This window comes from Caballeronia arvi (assembly GCF_001544695.2).
Lineage (GTDB): Bacteria > Pseudomonadota > Gammaproteobacteria > Burkholderiales > Burkholderiaceae > Caballeronia > Caballeronia arvi.
On the sequence record NZ_FCOM02000012.1, the window covers coordinates 13,301 to 27,791 of the forward strand.

15 protein-coding genes, 1 tRNA gene and 1 pseudogene are annotated in these 14,491 nt (G+C 60.6%); 4 read left to right on the plus strand and 13 right to left on the minus strand.

What is annotated here, in order from left to right; genetic code table 11:
• The first annotated feature begins 97 nt into the window (after nt 1–97).
• Nucleotides 98–658, plus strand: a complete 561-nt coding sequence (locus AWB74_RS16025) for an Hsp20/alpha crystallin family protein (protein ID WP_061147741.1) — start codon at nt 98–100, stop codon at nt 656–658.
• 45 nt (nt 659–703) lie between these two features.
• Nucleotides 704–776, plus strand: a tRNA-Lys gene (locus AWB74_RS16030).
• 99 nt (nt 777–875) lie between these two features.
• Here the strand turns inward: AWB74_RS16030 and AWB74_RS16035 are convergent.
• From AWB74_RS16035 to AWB74_RS16085, 12 genes and pseudogenes are all read right to left on the minus strand, one after another.
• Nucleotides 876–1,217, minus strand: coding sequence for a hypothetical protein (locus tag AWB74_RS16035; protein ID WP_061147742.1), 342 nt, complete (start codon nt 1,215–1,217; stop codon nt 876–878).
• A 93-nt stretch (nt 1,218–1,310) separates the two neighbouring features.
• The gene (locus AWB74_RS16040) at nt 1,311–1,874 is read right to left on the minus strand and encodes a hypothetical protein (RefSeq protein WP_235024593.1); all 564 of its coding nucleotides are present in this window, start codon (nt 1,872–1,874) and stop codon (nt 1,311–1,313) included.
• 21 nt (nt 1,875–1,895) lie between these two features.
• Nucleotides 1,896–2,150 (minus strand): hypothetical protein, encoded by a 255-nt coding sequence (locus AWB74_RS16045; RefSeq protein WP_061147744.1) that lies wholly within the window; start codon nt 2,148–2,150, stop codon nt 1,896–1,898.
• 110 nt (nt 2,151–2,260) lie between these two features.
• Nucleotides 2,261–3,883 carry a chaperonin GroEL gene (groL, locus tag AWB74_RS16050; RefSeq protein ID WP_061147745.1) on the minus strand — a complete coding sequence of 541 codons (1,623 nt, stop codon included), beginning with the start codon at nt 3,881–3,883 and terminating at the stop codon, nt 2,261–2,263.
• A 106-nt stretch (nt 3,884–3,989) separates the two neighbouring features.
• Complete coding sequence (locus tag AWB74_RS16055) at nt 3,990–4,307, minus strand: co-chaperone GroES (protein WP_061147874.1); 318 nt, start codon at nt 4,305–4,307, stop codon at nt 3,990–3,992.
• Between the two features lie 559 nt (nt 4,308–4,866).
• Nucleotides 4,867–5,172: a hypothetical protein gene (locus AWB74_RS46400; protein WP_061147746.1), complete on the minus strand. Its 306-nt coding sequence runs from the start codon at nt 5,170–5,172 to the stop codon at nt 4,867–4,869.
• 92 nt (nt 5,173–5,264) lie between these two features.
• Nucleotides 5,265–5,504 carry a DUF3331 domain-containing protein gene (locus AWB74_RS48595; protein WP_143749243.1) on the minus strand — a complete coding sequence of 80 codons (240 nt, stop codon included), beginning with the start codon at nt 5,502–5,504 and terminating at the stop codon, nt 5,265–5,267.
• 387 nt (nt 5,505–5,891) lie between these two features.
• Nucleotides 5,892–6,574, minus strand: a pseudogene (locus AWB74_RS16070) (type 1 glutamine amidotransferase domain-containing protein).
• A gap of 54 nt (nt 6,575–6,628) precedes the next feature.
• On the minus strand, nt 6,629–6,784 hold the full coding sequence (locus tag AWB74_RS46405; protein ID WP_160110262.1) for a hypothetical protein: 156 nt from the start codon (nt 6,782–6,784) through the stop codon (nt 6,629–6,631).
• 670 nt (nt 6,785–7,454) lie between these two features.
• Nucleotides 7,455–7,757: a putative quinol monooxygenase gene (locus AWB74_RS16075; RefSeq protein WP_061127738.1), complete on the minus strand. Its 303-nt coding sequence runs from the start codon at nt 7,755–7,757 to the stop codon at nt 7,455–7,457.
• 278 nt (nt 7,758–8,035) lie between these two features.
• Entirely contained in the window at nt 8,036–8,392 is a 357-nt protein-coding gene (locus AWB74_RS16080) for a host attachment protein (protein ID WP_061147875.1), read from the minus strand.
• Between the two features lie 88 nt (nt 8,393–8,480).
• Complete coding sequence (locus tag AWB74_RS16085) at nt 8,481–9,695, minus strand: alkene reductase (protein ID WP_061147747.1); 1,215 nt, start codon at nt 9,693–9,695, stop codon at nt 8,481–8,483.
• A gap of 343 nt (nt 9,696–10,038) precedes the next feature.
• On the opposite strand from AWB74_RS16085, the gene AWB74_RS16090 reads away from it, so the two are divergent.
• Together AWB74_RS16090 and AWB74_RS16095 are read left to right on the plus strand one after the other, a co-directional pair.
• Entirely contained in the window at nt 10,039–11,274 is a 1,236-nt protein-coding gene (locus AWB74_RS16090; RefSeq protein ID WP_087039053.1) for an NAD(P)/FAD-dependent oxidoreductase, read from the plus strand.
• Between the two features lie 53 nt (nt 11,275–11,327).
• On the plus strand, nt 11,328–11,600 hold the full coding sequence (locus AWB74_RS16095) for a UBP-type zinc finger domain-containing protein (RefSeq protein WP_087039039.1): 273 nt from the start codon (nt 11,328–11,330) through the stop codon (nt 11,598–11,600).
• A 48-nt stretch (nt 11,601–11,648) separates the two neighbouring features.
• Here AWB74_RS16095 and AWB74_RS16100 read toward each other — a convergent pair whose 3' ends face one another.
• A complete protein-coding gene (locus tag AWB74_RS16100) occupies nt 11,649–14,486 on the minus strand; it encodes an ATP-dependent Clp protease ATP-binding subunit (protein ID WP_061147749.1) in 2,838 nt (945 codons plus the stop codon).
• Nucleotides 14,487–14,491: the final 5 nt, after the last annotated feature.

The following is a 14,491-nucleotide window of genomic DNA, read 5'->3' on the forward strand; positions in this document are numbered from 1 at the left end:
CGGCAAAGCGGGAGCAGCAGGAGACCTCGGGGTGGCGGTCGTAAACCGCCACCCACAAATTCAAGTCGTCTTGCTAACGAATCGGCAGGAGCAAACCATGAATACCGATCCAAAAAAATGGAACCCCTTCAAGTTCCTGCGCGGGGCGACGCGCAAGGCTGATGCGGACGCGGAGCACTCGCCGGGCGGTGAACAGTCGCGGTCGGCGTGGCCTGACATGCCTCGATTCTTCTCGCGTGATCCGTGGCGCGCCGTCGAAGAATTTTTTCAAGACCCCTTTGCCGGACGCGGGGCGCTGGAAAGATGGTTTGGCGACTTCAGCTCATCTCGCTTCCAGCCGCGTATTGACGTCGTCGACGAAGGAAAGGTGCTGCGCGTGACCGCTGAGTTGCCCGGGATGGGGCGTGAGGATGTGAGCGTAAGCGTCGAGGATGGCGCGCTCGTCTTGCGTGGCGAGAAGAAACAGGACGTTCGCAGCGAAGAGGACGGCTGCTACCGACTGGAGCGAGCCTATGGGCGCTTTACGCGGACAATCCCCATGCCGGAAAATGCCGAGCCGGATCGCGCCCTGGCCAAATTCGACCACGGCATACTCACGTTGACCGTGCCGAAGTCGGAGTCGGCGCGTTCCGCGAGCCGCACGATCGATATTGGCTAGGATGACCGCGTAGTGCGATGCCCGTAGCATGTTGATCGGCAAGTGGGGCCGTTAGCTCAGCGGGTAGAGCAGCGGACTTTTAATCCGTTGGTCACTGGTTCGAACCCAGTACGGCCCATGAGATATCCCGACGTCAATGTTGCCGCCGCAGGTGTCGCACTATCGGATTTCTTGGTAGTCAGCGTGACGACCAATTGGCTGAGTCGAGGGGAGGCGATCAGCTCGCGCAAACGGGCGCGTTATGACGCGTACGGCTGGCGCTCGCAATCCTCGACGCATACTGCACAGCATCGTTGCGCGTGCCGGATTGGATGTCACACCAGAATTCCTGATGGCAGGCGCCGAGAACGCGGGCGGCGTGATAGCGGTGGGCGTGACTCGCCAGCCAGAACCGGCAACCATCGAAGAATACCTTCATGGCGGGCCGTGCGGCGCGCATCGTACCTAAGCGAATGGAAGCCAGCGCGTCTTCCACGGCTGGGCTGCCAATCGCTTCTCGCATGAGGAATTCGTCGCTCACCGACAATTGCGAAAACTTGAGGTAGTCCAGGCCGAGCACGCCGGATGGGAGCTTCGGCGACGGCGCGCCTGGCGCTCGAGAATCTCTGGGCATATCACTCAGATCCTCCAGGGGCTCCTCGCATATTCACGGTTATCGCGCAGCGTTGGCCCCGTCGTCCGTTGGGTGAATCGATCCCGCTTGCCGCGTCTTCATGGGTCCCGTGACCGCGGAAAAGCCGAGCCGGCGCAGGGCGGTGTTCGCTTGTGCCATGAAGGCCTCGGGCCAAGTGCTGCAGAGAAACTCAAAGGCGGGTCGGGCCTCTTTTAGCAGCGAGGAGAGCGCAACATTGCAGGCAGCTCCCGATGGCATGGAATTCATCGAGTCGCCGAAGAGGACTTGCTGCACAAGGGCGACGCCGCCGCGCTCTGCCACGAAAGAAATCACGGGATAAAAGCGCGGATCTTCGACGATGGCTTGGCCGTACGTCTCAGCCAAGGCGATTAAAGTCGCCATGTCCATGCGCGACGGCGCCACAGGAACATGGATGTGACTTGACGCATAAACGCGCTGCATCGAGGTTTGACGCATAAGCGTCACGACTTTTTCAAGTTCCGACACGATGCGCGCGACCGCGCCATCGGCCATAGCCTCGTGAGCGCGAGCGCTTGAGCTCGCGAGGTTCGTCGAGTCGTTCGGTTTGTAGGTCCTGTTCATGATTTCACGCTCCATCGCAAATCATTGACCAGTCATGAGATGTCGAATGATCAAGGCAGGGTCGGCGATGTCGAGGATCAGGCGACGGAAAATTCGCCGACGCATATGCTCCTCGTCAAGTACCCACGGCGCACCTTTTTCGCTCAGATAGCGAGCCAGGGCGTCTTCGAGATTCGCGTCGTCGGGTAAGTCGAGCCGAAGCGCCAGGAGCGCCGCAATAACATCGTCGAGCTCGACTTCGAGCGGCTTGGAATCAATGCGAAGTTCGAGTTTCATGTCAGCTTGCTAAAAAACAGCGCCGCACGACGGAGTAGAATGCGGCGCCGATAATGAACCAATTGCACCTGCCATCAATACAATAGGCACTTCGAGCAACCCGCTACAGGTTAATACTCCAACTTCCGTGCGGGCGTCTGCGTCGCCTTATCGTCTTTTGGCGCTTCGGCGACGGTGGCATCGGTTGTGAGAATCAGCCCCGCAATCGATGCGGCGTTCTGCAGCGCAGTGCGCGTGACCTTGGTCGGATCGACGACGCCCGATTCGACGAGATCGCCGTATTCGCCGATGGCTGCGTTGTAGCCAAAGTTGCCGTGTCCTTCGACCACTTTGGCGATCACGACCGAAGGCTCGTCGCCCGCATTCGCGGCGATGATGCGCAGCGGCGACTCGAGCGCGCGCAGTACGATCTGGATGCCCGCGTCCTGATCGCTGTTGGCGCCTTTGAGTCCCGTCACCGCTTCACGAGCGCGCAGCAGCGCTACCCCGCCGCCGGGCACGATGCCTTCCTCGACTGCCGTGCGGGTGGCGTGCAGCGCGTCGTCCAGCCGGTCTTTCTTCTCCTTCATTTCGACCTCGGTGGCCGCGCCGACCTTGATGACGGCCACGCCACCAGCGAGCTTCGCCACCCGCTCCTGCAGCTTCTCACGATCGTAGTCGCTTGTCGTTTCCTCGATCTGCGCACGGATGGACTTCACGCGTGCCGCGATGCGCTCTTCGTCGCCCGCGCCATCGATGATGATCGTGTCGTCCTTGCGGACTTCCACGCGCTTTGCTTGCCCAAGATCTTCAAGCGTTGCCTTCTGCAACTGCTTGCCGGTTTCTTCCGAGATGACCTTCGCGCCCGTCAGGACGGCGATGTCCTCGAGCATGGCCTTGCGCCGGTCGCCAAAGCCCGGGGCTTTGACGGCAGCCACCTTGAGGATGCCACGCATGGCATTGACGACCAATGTCGCCAGTGCTTCGCCATCGATGTCCTCTGCGACAATCAGCAGCGGCTTCCCAGCTTTTGAGGTCGCCTCAAGTACCGGCAACAGATCCCGGATGTTCGAGATCTTCTTGTCGTTCAGCAAAATCAGCGCGTCGGCGAGATAGCCGGCCTGCTTATCGGGATCATTGATGAAGTAGGGACTGATGTAGCCGCGGTCGAACTGCATGCCCTCGACCACATCCAGCTCGTTCTCGAGCGACTTGCCGTCTTCGACGGTGATCACGCCTTCGTTGCCCACTTTTTCCATCGCCTGCGCGATGATCGCCCCGATCGCCTCGTCGGCGTTCTCGGAGATCGAGCCGACCTGGGCAATCTCACGGTTTGTCGAAATCGGCTTCGACAGCGTGCGCAGCTCGTCGAGTAAGGCCGCGACGGCCTTGTCGATGCCGCGCTTGAGATCCATCGGATTCATACCCGCGGCGACATGCTTCATGCCTTCCTGAACGATCGCTTGTGCGAGAACGGTAGCGGTTGTGGTGCCATCGCCGGCCACGTCCGCCGTCTTCGAAGCGACTTGTTTAACGATCTGCGCGTCCATGTTCTCGAACCGGTCCTTAAGCTCGATCTCCTTGGCGACTGACACCCCATCCTTCGTAATGACCGGCGCGCCGAAGCTGCGGTCGATCAGTACATTTCGCCCTTTGGACCCAAGGGTAACCTTCACGGCATCGGCCAGCACATTGACGCCCTTGACGATGCGGGCACGGGCGGTGTCGTGGAATTCGAGCTCTTTTGCGCTCATGTTATTGCTCCGGAGTTTGTCGTGACCAGCGGGTCGCGATCTACCGATGCATCTACTGGTCGCGCTACCGGCGTCACCAGTCGAGTGTCGGGGACCCGATTTAAGTTCAGGCAGCCTTGCGCGCTGAACCGGCGTCGGTCTCGAGAACGCCCATGACGTCATCCTCGCGCATGACGAGCAAGTCCTCGCCATCGACCTTGACGGTCTGGCCCGCGTATTTGCCGAATAGAACCTGGTCACCGACCTGTAGCTGGAGCGGGCGCAGCGCGCCGTCCTGCAGCAGCCGGCCGCTGCCGACTGCGACGACTTCGCCTTGTTCTGGTTTTTCTGCCGCTGAATCGGGAATTACGATGCCCGAAGCTGTCGTCCGTTGCGTTTCGATTCGCTTGACGATAACCCGGTCGTAGAGGGGACGAATATGCATTTCCATCTCCTGAGCGATTAAAGGATCACCAATAAGGGAATCCGGCTGCACGACTGCGACACGGTAAGTGCCACCGTGCAGCCGAGCCAAGCCTGGCGAAAAGCGAAATAAGGGTGGGCGTTTTTCGATTCAAGGGGTGGCGAAAGCTCGATTTGCAACTGTTTGTATCAGAGCGGCAGCAGAATACGATGCACTCGGCCGATCCGATAAACCGTGCGCCCCCGGTGGTCTCGCCGACGAGAATATAGGCGCTGCAGGACACGGGGGCCGGCGTCCGCCATCAGCCCCCAACGTGTTGTCCGCTTCGTTGAGCCCGCGCCACAAGCCAGACTGCACAGGTCGAAAAAGCCAGCGGAGATAGCCTCGGCGCGCGTCGAGTTGCATTAAGCTTTCGCGCCCGCTCTCGTCATAGTCTCGCGGTGCCCTGTTGCTCGCGTCTGCCTCGTAGAAACCGAACGCCTGCCGGCAGGCGAGCGCCTCTGCCGCGCTTGCGCTCATGACATTGCAACAGCGCTGCTCGACACGCTCCACGTCCCACGCGCCGAGTTGCCAGGCTGCGTCAAGCACCAGCAAATCCACCGTCTCGAAGCTGCGCCATTGAAGAGAACGTGGAATCGAAGCAGAGCGCTGCTGATGAAAAACCTCTGCGCAGCAGGGTGAGTATGGCCGGTACTGGGGTCGCCGCAACGAGGGCCACCACTTCGTTCAGTCTCTCACTGCGGAACAGTTCGACCGCGAGTTCGAATAGCGAAAAAGCGATAGTGAGCACGAGTGTCATATCGAACAGGGTCGCATAATCGGGCACCTCGTCGACGGCAGACTGAAGGGGCACGCTCTGCCATTTGTCGGGGAGATTCCTGTCCATCAAAATCTCCTGGTGCTTGACCCGTGACCGATCGGAGCAGAACTGTCAGATCCTTCCTTCCACAGAGACCGTTTCCAGCACTGCGGCCAGAATCATTGCTTCGACGTTTGGTGTATAGGTTGAACGCGTCTGGGTCGATATACGGCGTCGCCTCTTGCAATGGTCTGGCCGCTCATGGAGCAGACCCCTACTTTCTTCGCGATGCAGCGCCGCCATAGTTGTGCGCCGGAGAAGCAGGAGGTCGAGTCGCTCCACGCAACAGTTGCCGAGGTCGGACTATCACGTTCGAGGAGCCGGATGACACATTTCCCAAAGTAGCTATCACCGCGCATCGGGCGGACACGGCTGGTCACAAGGGCACATGCATTTCGGCTTCGCCCGATAGGAGGGCCATTGTTGATTGCGTCGTTCTGTGCTCTCTAAACGGAGCTTGCATGATGCGGTTCCTCGATACTCATTCGACAGACAGGGAGATCAGCCAGCTGACACGGACAGCAACAGAAAGCCCCATGACGTGATCAAACGAGCGCCGTTCGCGTTCCCGTCAGGCAGCGACGTTGGTTCGTGAAAAGATTCCCGGCGTGATCGAAGGGAAGTGCGGGGTGCGCGCTGCTGCAAGTTCGGGCACATGTATCACGTCGCTCGATTGGTTTCGGGGTTCGGTTCTGCCGGCCCCGGTCGCCTTTGCCATGACTCATTCCTTCAACTCGAGCGTCGTATCAGGCCATGCTCAGCCTCGAGAGCAGCGCTTTTGCCGCTGCTTCCGACGAGGCGGGATTCTGGCCAGTAATCAGGCTTTCCGCGACGACCACGTATGATTGCCAATCCGGCCCCTTCGAATACTTTCCTCCATTCTTCTTCAAGATGTCCTCGACGAGGAAAGGCACCACTTCCGTAAGTCCGACCGCCGCTTCTTCTGAATTGGCAAAGCCGGTTACGGGTTTATCTCGCACGATCGGAGAGCCATCGGGCGCCTTTGCATGACGGAGCACACCGGGAGCATGGCAAACCGCGGCGACCGGCTTTCCCGCTGCATACATGGTTTCGATCAATGTGATCGACTGCGGATCTTCTGCCAGATCCCATAGCGGTCCGTGTCCGCCCGGATAGAACAAGGTGTCATAGTCCGCGGCGGAGACAGTCGAGAGCTTCGCTGTGTTTGCCAGTGCCGCTTGCACTTCGTCATCCTTCTTGAAGCGCCGGGTCGCTTCGGTTTGCGAATCCGGATCGTCGCTCTTGGGGTCGAGAGGCGGCTGCCCGCCGTTTGGCGAAGCGAGTGTCATCTCGACGCCTGCGTCCTTGAACGCGTAATAAGGCGCAGCAAACTCCTCGAGCCAGAATCCGTTTTCCGGCCCGTATCGCCGAGCTGGTCGTGTGAAGTGAGTATCACCAGGATTTTCATGACAACCTCGCGAGTCCATTAATTCACGTTGCAACGAGCCGAAGAGCGGTGTCATCAACATAAGTCGCTCTGGCCGTATAGGCGCCCATCAAGAGCGCCGAGGGTGCCTCCGGTCTGGTGCTGTGTCCCTTCCCGCCCCTCGGCCACGATGTCCGGATCCCACTTCAGTTCGTACTCTACATCTTGTTTAATGTCGTCGTCGGTTCTCATCGCTGTTGCTCGTCGGTTGTGAATGGACTAACGCACGCGCAGGCTACGCCCTGCACCGCACGCATTCGTCCGCGGTAGGGCCACGGTAGGGCCACGGTAGGGCGCGCGCGGCAGATTTTCTTCCCTGCACCTGTTCGGTTTTTGCGCAATGCTGCTGTACGTTCACATCGGAAGCCGCGCAGCGGGAGCGCAGAGATCCGACAAATCTTTGCAAGAATGAAGAAGTGAAACCGGCAAGAGCCTACTCTTGATGTCATCGTCATCGCGTCAACGGCCCCGTCAACATCCGAAGGTACGCGCCGGGCGGGATATGCACGGTTGGCTGGCACGTCGAATCGACACCCCGACAATTATGCGAACCATACGGTGTGGACGTCGATCACACCGACGCGCAGTTCGACATTGGAGAGTGCTCACGCTTAAACTTCCGAAGACTAATATGACCGCACCTGAAGGCCGGAGAATCGAAATTCAGTCGTTGCGCGAACCGAGCGTCGGCCGACCGCGCTGTAGCGGACGCTTCCTCACTGGATGCGCTCCCCGGCGCAACAAGGTCGTTGAGAACACATGTGCATGCGGGACAAGCGGCGGGCAAGGTCTATTTCGGCTCGTGAGCTGCGGAGGAAGAGCAACGGACTCCTAATCCATTGTCACCGGTTCGAGTTCGTGGCTACGACGGCAGCTTCGCCGCGAGTACATCGATGTTCATAATTTCTGGCGAGTTAGCAAAAAGATCCGGGGCCCGCGCCATCAGCGCTTCGGCTACTTTGCCCGACAGGTGCGCCTGGCGTCCGGCGTCGTCGGGGAACGCGTCGAAGATGCCGTACACCGATGGCGCGATTTTCAGCCCGAACCACGCGATCGTCGCGGGCTCCTGCTCCACGAGCGGCAATCCGCCCATCAGGAAGCTTTCGACTTCCTGCTCCTTGCCCGGCTTCGCTTCAAGCCGGACGAACAGCGCTGTCTTGACCATGTCTGCCTCTGTGTTGATGCCGCTTACGGGTATCGACGGAAACTCCCTTTAGATCTCTTCACGCATGCGTGGCGCACGCCCTAGCCAGCTTACTCTTTTGAGCGCAAGAAGTTCCGCTAGAGTCTCCTTCGGTCGACTGCGCCAATCCGAAGAAAGTCGCGCCCGCTGCTCAGTGTTCGCGGCTACATGTTCGGTTGACTACTGCGTTTCGTCGGCCCGACCTGTCAAGGCGCGGCGGTTGACACAGCGGATGTGGCCCACGACCGGGCAGGTCGCCTTCAATGCCTTCTCAGGTGTGCTTGAATTTCGCGCGTGTCGAAGGCCGAGAGATCCTCGTTGATCTCCTCGAAAATCATCTGACGTGTCTGCTCGCTCAGACGCTCGCGAAGGAGGCCGAGAAATTTCGGCTCCACGGCAAATCGCAATCGCTGATACTGGTGATGAAGCCGTCCCTGTTCGACGCGGTCGGCGACGGTCTTCGCGAATTTTTCGCGTTCCTTCTCGCTCAGCGCCGTCCCACCAGGGGCGACATTGACGAGGTCCTCGATTTCCCGCAAGTCTAGTTTAAGTCCCGAGGTCTCGAAGATTCGAGCACGGCTGCCGTCGGCGACGACAACCCAGGTAGTGTCAGCCATGGTGCGCCTCTCAGCGTGATCGGTCGCCGGCCCGGCGGCCATCGCAAGTCGTCGCATGACGACGGCGGGCTTGCCGGTCAGCGACAGTCTATCTCCAGCGCCCATCGGTGACGGGCCGTGGGGCTTCCCCGCGCTCCTGCGCGAGCGACGGATAGTCGGTATATCCGCGTTCGCCGCCCCCGTAGAACGTCGACGGATCCGGCGAATTGAGCGGAGCGTGCGACCGCAAGCGCTCCGGCAGGTCGGGATTTGCGATGAACAAACGTCCGAACGCGATCAGGTCCGCGTTGCCGTCCTCGAGCCATCTTTCCGCGCTGCCTCCGTCGAACCCGCCGGCGACCATCAGCACACCACGATAAGTACGACGTATCATCTGGCTCATGCGTTTCGCGCGCTCGATGAAAGCCACATCCTCACCGGTCGCCGCCAGCATGGGATTGACGATGTGCAAATAAGCCAGCCCGTATCGATTGAGCTTTTCGATGACGTAAGAATAGGTCGCTTCGGGGTCGTCGTCATGCATGTCGTTGAAGATGCCAAGAGGAGAGAGCCGCACGCCGACCTTTTCCGGCCCCCACACTTCGCAAACCGTCTCGACCACCTCGAATAGCAGCTTGGCCCGACGCTCCCTCGATCCGCCGTATTCGTCCGTGCGGCGGTTCGTGCCGGACAAAAGGAACTGGTCGAGGAGATATCCGTTGGCGCTATGTACTTCGACGCCGTCCATACCGGCAGCCTTTGCGTTGCGCGCGCCCCTGAAGTATTGGCGCACGAGATACGGCATCTCTTCGACCTGTAGCGCGCGAGGCTTGACGCATGGCGCGACGACACCTTCGCCCCGCTCGTTCTCAATGAATGCCTCTGCTTTCGGCTGAACAGCAGAGGGCGCAACTGGCAGCATTTCATCGGGCTGCAACGAGGGGTGTGATATGCGTCCTACGTGCCACAACTGCATGAACATCAACCCGCCCGCCTCGTGCACGGCGTCCGCCACGAGCCGCCAGCCTTCGACCTGCTCGCGACTATGGATGCCAGGTGTCCATGCATAGCCCTGTCCTTGCATGGACACCTGCGTCGCCTCGCTGATGATGAGCGCGGCCGCAGCGCGTTGCGTGTAATAGCAGGCGTTGAGCTGCGACGGTATGTTGCCTGGTCGGTTCGCGCGCGAACGAGTCAGCGGCGCCATTACGACACGATGACGAAGGTTGTACGGCCCCACCTTTACGGGTTCGAATAGCTTGTGTGGGAAAATTTGCTCGTCGTGCTGCCGGGCTTCTCCGGGTGCGATTTCCGTATCAGGCATATTTGCTCCTTGTGTTTTTGACTCGGCCCGAAAACTGCTGCCAAAGACGCATCGAAGCGTCGGCGTCAAATCACATCGACAGGATCGCCGCTCTACCGGCAGTCTAGCCATGACCTTGGACGCCCTTCTTTCCGGTTTCTGCTCAGATGTGTCACGATCCTGCGGTCATGGATGCGCCGGCAGAAAGCCAACAAAAACCGGCAGAATCGCGAAAGACACCCCCCTGCGATGTCTCTAAAGTGTTCGGGATATGGTCTATCGCTGTTATCGAGCGCGTGCTGCTAGCTCGTGAAGGGCATGAAACGAACAAAACTCCTGGATGGCCTCAAAGGCGGACAAGTTCATGGTCAGGATCTATGGACGCATGCGCAGCGCTAACGGCTACGCGATACGCGACTTCCTGCATCGCTGCGACATACCATTCGAATGGATCGAACTGGGCAGCGATAAGGAAGCGGAGGATCTCGCGCACGTGCAGCATCTTTCCGACTCCCGCTTGCCGGTCTGCGTCTTCCACGACGGAACCCGGCTCGAATGTCCCACCGTCCGGCAAATCACCGAGAAGCTCGGCTGGTTTGCCAGTCCATCCAGGGAGGCCTACGATCTTGCGATTTACGGCGCGGGACCGGCGGGGCTGAGCGCGGCCGTATACGGAGCGTCGGAAGGACTGCATACCGTACTGGTGGAACGTTGGGCACTGGGCGGTCAGGCAGGCAGCAGTTCGAAAATCGAGAACTATCTGGGTTTCCCGCACGGCGTGTCCGGCGCCGAGCTGGCAGAACGGGCGCGCGACCAGGCCGTCAAGTTCGGCGCGGAAATCTTGATCGCGCGCGCCGGCGTGCGCGCGGAGTTTCCGCCCGGCCAGGGCATCGTGTACCTGGAGGACGGCACACGCATTACGGCGCGCACGTCGATTTGCGCGACCGGTGTGGCGTATCGCACGCTCGGCCTGGAAGGTGAGGCGCGCTTTCTCGGCGCTGGCCTTTACTACGGCGCCGGCACGAGCGAAGCAGCGCTGATCCATGGCGAAGACGTCTATGTGGTGGGCGGCGGCAATTCGGCGGGACAAGCCGCTATGCACTTTTCGCAATCCGCCAATCGCGTCTATATGCTCGTGCGTGACACCTCGCTCAAGAACACGTTGTCCCACTACTTGGTGGATCGCATCACGGCGGCGCCGAACATTGAAGTTCGGACCAGCACCGAAGTTACCGCGCTCGCAGGCAGTGACACGTTGCAAGAAATTACGCTGACCGATGTGCGCACGGGACGGCAAATCCCGGTAAAGACGAATTGGCTATTCGTCTGCATTGGCGGCGTGCCCCAGACCGAATGGGCGCAGGAGGTTGGCGTTGTCCGAGATGAAGCCGGTTATCTAGTGACTGGTCCCGACTTGCAGGAATATCGGTCGAGTCTGACATGGCCGCTCGAGCGCGCGCCGCTACATTTGGAGACCTGTGTGCCTGGCGTATTCGCCGCGGGCGACGTACGTCACGGGTCGATCAAGCGTGTCGCGTCGGCAGTCGGCGAAGGGGCGATGGCTGTCGCGCTGGTGCATCGCTATTTGAATAGCGCGTGAGCGTCAGCGCAACCTTGATTCGCACGCCGCGCGCCTGTCCGAGGAGTACGATCATGACCCCGGGTTGCACGCACCTAGGCGAGGCCCGCATCCTCCACACGCCCATTAATTACTGCGAGGACTGCATCAAGCTTCGCCAGCCGTGGGTACATTTGCGGCTCTGTCTTTCGTGCGGACACGTCGGCTGTTGCGATTCGTCGCCCAACCGGCACGCAAGCAAGCATTTTCACGCGACCGGCCATTCGCTGGTGCGCTCAATCGAACCTGGCGAAACTTGGATCTGGTGCTATCGCGACGAGATTGTCGTAGGTGAAGTTGAATCGTGAACGAGACGCCGCCCTTGCGGGCGGCGTCTCGTTCACGCAATGCCGGACTCACGTATGCGCTGGTTCTTGCTTCGCCCTTTCGATCGTCGCCGCTTCTGCGGGTGCTGAGCCCTTCTGCACGAGCACAGAGTGCGAACCCGAGTCGTAGGTCATTGTGACCTTGTCGCCGTCGCGAACATCCCCCCGCAGCAACGCATCCGCGAGTTGCGATTCCACTTCCGCCCGGATCTTGCGCTTGAGCATGCGTGCGCCAAACTCGGGGTCATAGCCGATCTCCGCGAGATGATTACGCAGCGAATTGTCGAATGTCAACTCAATGTTCTGTCCGGCCGCAGTGCGTTGCACGCGTGCGAGTTGCAGGTCCACGATGCTACGGATCTGCTCCTTGCCGAGCGCATGGAACACGACGACCTCGTCGACCCGGTTCAGGAACTCGGGCCTGAAGTGATGCCGCAGTACTTCCATCAAACGGTCGCGCAGCGCGGGGTAGTCGAGCTGCTTCTTGTCGGAGCGCACGTTGTCCTGGATCATCTGCGAACCAATATTGCTCGTCGCGATAATGATCGTGTTCGTGAAATCGACGAGACGGCCTTTGCCGTCGGTGAGGCGGCCTTCGTCGAAGAGTTGCAATAGGATGTTGTGCACCTCCGAATGCGCCTTTTCGATCTCGTCGAGCAGCACGACGCTATAGGGGCGGCGTCGCACGCGCTCGGTCAACTGCCCGCCTTCCTCATAGCCGACATAGCCCGGAGGCGCGCCCACTAGCCGGGCTACGGTATGTCGCTCGGAGTACTCGCTCATGTCGATGCGCACGAGCGCGTTCTCGTCGCCGAACACCGTTGCGGCGAGCGCTTTGGCGAGCTCGGTCTTGCCCACGCCAGTCGGTCCGAGGAAAAGGAAGCTCGCGGTCGGTTTGCCGCCTTCGGTAAGACCGGCGCGCGAGAGTCGGACCGCCTTCGCGACGGCGCTGACGGCCTCGTCCTGACCGATCACGCGTTCCTTCAGGCGATCTTCGAGACGCAGGAGCTTCTCGCGGTCCTCGGCGGTGAGTTCAGACACCGGCACGCCGGTGAGCGACGCCACGATCTGCGCGATGTCCTCCGCCGTGACCTCTTGCGAACTGGTGCCGCGTTCCTTCTTCCACGCTTCGGTCGCATCGTTGAGCCGCTTCTGTTCGGAGACGAGCTTGTCTTCGAGTTCCTTTGCCTTGTCGAACTGCTTGGCGGCGCTTGCCGCGTCCTGTTCCTGACGTGTGCGGCGGATGGTCGCCTCGATGTCATGCAGCTGCCCCGGCCGGGAATTCGACGAAATGCGCACGCGCGCGGCCGCCTGGTCGAGCAGGTCGATGGCCTTGTCCGGCAGGAAGCGCGCTGCGATATACCGGTCCGACAGTTTCGCAGCGGCAGCGATCGCCTCCTCGGTGATCTTCACCTTGTGATGCGCTTCAAGGCGATCTCGCAGTCCGCGCAGGATTTCGATCGTCTCCGCGACGCTTGGCTCGGGCACGTTCACCGGCTGGAAGCGCCGTTCGAGCGCCGAGTCTTTCTCGATGTACTTCTGGTATTCGTTGAGCGTCGTCGCACCCACGAGATGCAATTCGCCGCGCGCGAGCGCCGGCTTGAAGATGTTGCCGATATCGAGTCCGCCTTCGCCGCCGCCCTGGCCAGCACCGACGATCGTATGCAATTCATCGATGAAGATGATCAGCCGGTCCTGGTTCTCGACGATCTCGTCGAGAACCTGCTTCACGCGCTCTTCGAACTCGCCGCGATACTTTGCCCCCGCCACCACGCTGTTGATATTCAACTCGACGACGCGCTTGCCACGCAGTACCTCTGGCACCTGGTCCTGGGCGATGCGCTGCGCGAGTCCTTCGACGATCGCCGTCTTGCCGACGCCCGGTTCGCCGATCAGCACCGGGTTGTTCTTGCGCCGACGCGCAAGGACTTCGATAGTCGTTTCGATTTCCTTGTCGCGGCCGATCACCGGATCGAGCTTGCCGCGCCGGGCGAGATCGCTGAGATCGCGCGCGTACTTGTCGAGCGTCGGCGTGGTGGAGCGGCCCTCGACGGTGCCTTCCTCGGCGCCCTTGCCGACGACCTTGACCGTCCTCTGCCTGAGCGCATGCGACGATAGCCCGTACTTGCGCAGCAGCTCACCCGCGAAGCCGTCTTCCTCTTCCACGAGCCCGATCAGGATATGCTCCGGTCCGACGTAGCTGTGACCCAGTTCTCGTGACGCGGTCAGCGCGTTTTCAAGCGCACTCTTCGCGCGCGGTGATACGCCGATGCGTTCTTCGTCGGTCTTCTGCGCGCGCTTGCCGCGTGGTGCGTTCTGATCGATGTTCTTCTTGATCTCCTCGGGATCGAGCTTGAATTCGCGCAGAATCTCCTGCACCACGTTGTTGTCGGCGAGAGCGAGCAGCAGGTGCTCGGTATCGACTTCGGACTTGCCGAACTCGACCGCCATTTGCGCGGCCGCCTGCAGGCGGTCCAGGCCGCTTTCGCTCAAGAACGTCTGCAGGTCGACGGCTTCGCGCGCACGGCGATGCCGGCGCGGCCGTCCGCCTGCGTGTCCGCCCGCTGACTCACCCATTTGCCCGGTATCGGCGTCTGCACCTTGATCGGCGCCGCCGGATTGTGCGGGCGAGCCTCCGATGCGTGACCGGCTACCGCGGCCGCTTTCCATCTGCGGCCACATATCGTCAAACAAACTGTCGAACAGTCCGCCGTGAAAGAGGGACTCGAGCGGCGACAGACGGCGCTGATTGCGCGCCATGAACTCCATGTAATGCTCATCGCACAGCATCAGCTGACGACGCTGACCGTTTTCCGTGATCGTGATCTGCGAAGTTGCCGGTTTGCCGCAGACGCTGCAAGTAGGCATGATGT

Bases quoted from the DNA above. Each gene is read 5' to 3' on its own strand.
- AWB74_RS16075 (WP_061127738.1), bottom strand. From the start codon at position 7,757: ATGGTCAAGACAGCGCTGTTCGTCCGGCTTGAAGCGAAGCCGGGCAAG.
- AWB74_RS16040 (WP_235024593.1), bottom strand. From the start codon at position 1,874: ATGAACAGGACCTACAAACCGAACGACTCGACGAACCTCGCGAGCTCA.
- AWB74_RS16045 (WP_061147744.1), bottom strand. From the start codon at position 2,150: ATGAAACTCGAACTTCGCATTGATTCCAAGCCGCTCGAAGTCGAGCTC.
- AWB74_RS16085 (WP_061147747.1), bottom strand. From the start codon at position 9,695: ATGCCTGATACGGAAATCGCACCCGGAGAAGCCCGGCAGCACGACGAG.
- groL (WP_061147745.1), bottom strand. From the start codon at position 3,883: ATGAGCGCAAAAGAGCTCGAATTCCACGACACCGCCCGTGCCCGCATC.
- AWB74_RS16100 (WP_061147749.1), bottom strand. From the start codon at position 14,486: ATGCCTACTTGCAGCGTCTGCGGCAAACCGGCAACTTCGCAGATCACG.
- AWB74_RS16055 (WP_061147874.1), bottom strand. From the start codon at position 4,307: ATGCATATTCGTCCCCTCTACGACCGGGTTATCGTCAAGCGAATCGAA.
- AWB74_RS16080 (WP_061147875.1), bottom strand. From the start codon at position 8,392: ATGGCTGACACTACCTGGGTTGTCGTCGCCGACGGCAGCCGTGCTCGA.
- AWB74_RS16025 (WP_061147741.1), top strand. From the start codon at position 98: ATGAATACCGATCCAAAAAAATGGAACCCCTTCAAGTTCCTGCGCGGG.
- AWB74_RS46405 (WP_160110262.1), bottom strand. From the start codon at position 6,784: ATGAGAACCGACGACGACATTAAACAAGATGTAGAGTACGAACTGAAG.
- AWB74_RS46400 (WP_061147746.1), bottom strand. From the start codon at position 5,172: ATGGACAGGAATCTCCCCGACAAATGGCAGAGCGTGCCCCTTCAGTCT.
- AWB74_RS48595 (WP_143749243.1), bottom strand. From the start codon at position 5,504: ATGCGCGGTGATAGCTACTTTGGGAAATGTGTCATCCGGCTCCTCGAA.
- AWB74_RS16090 (WP_087039053.1), top strand. From the start codon at position 10,039: ATGGTCAGGATCTATGGACGCATGCGCAGCGCTAACGGCTACGCGATA.
- AWB74_RS16095 (WP_087039039.1), top strand. From the start codon at position 11,328: ATGACCCCGGGTTGCACGCACCTAGGCGAGGCCCGCATCCTCCACACG.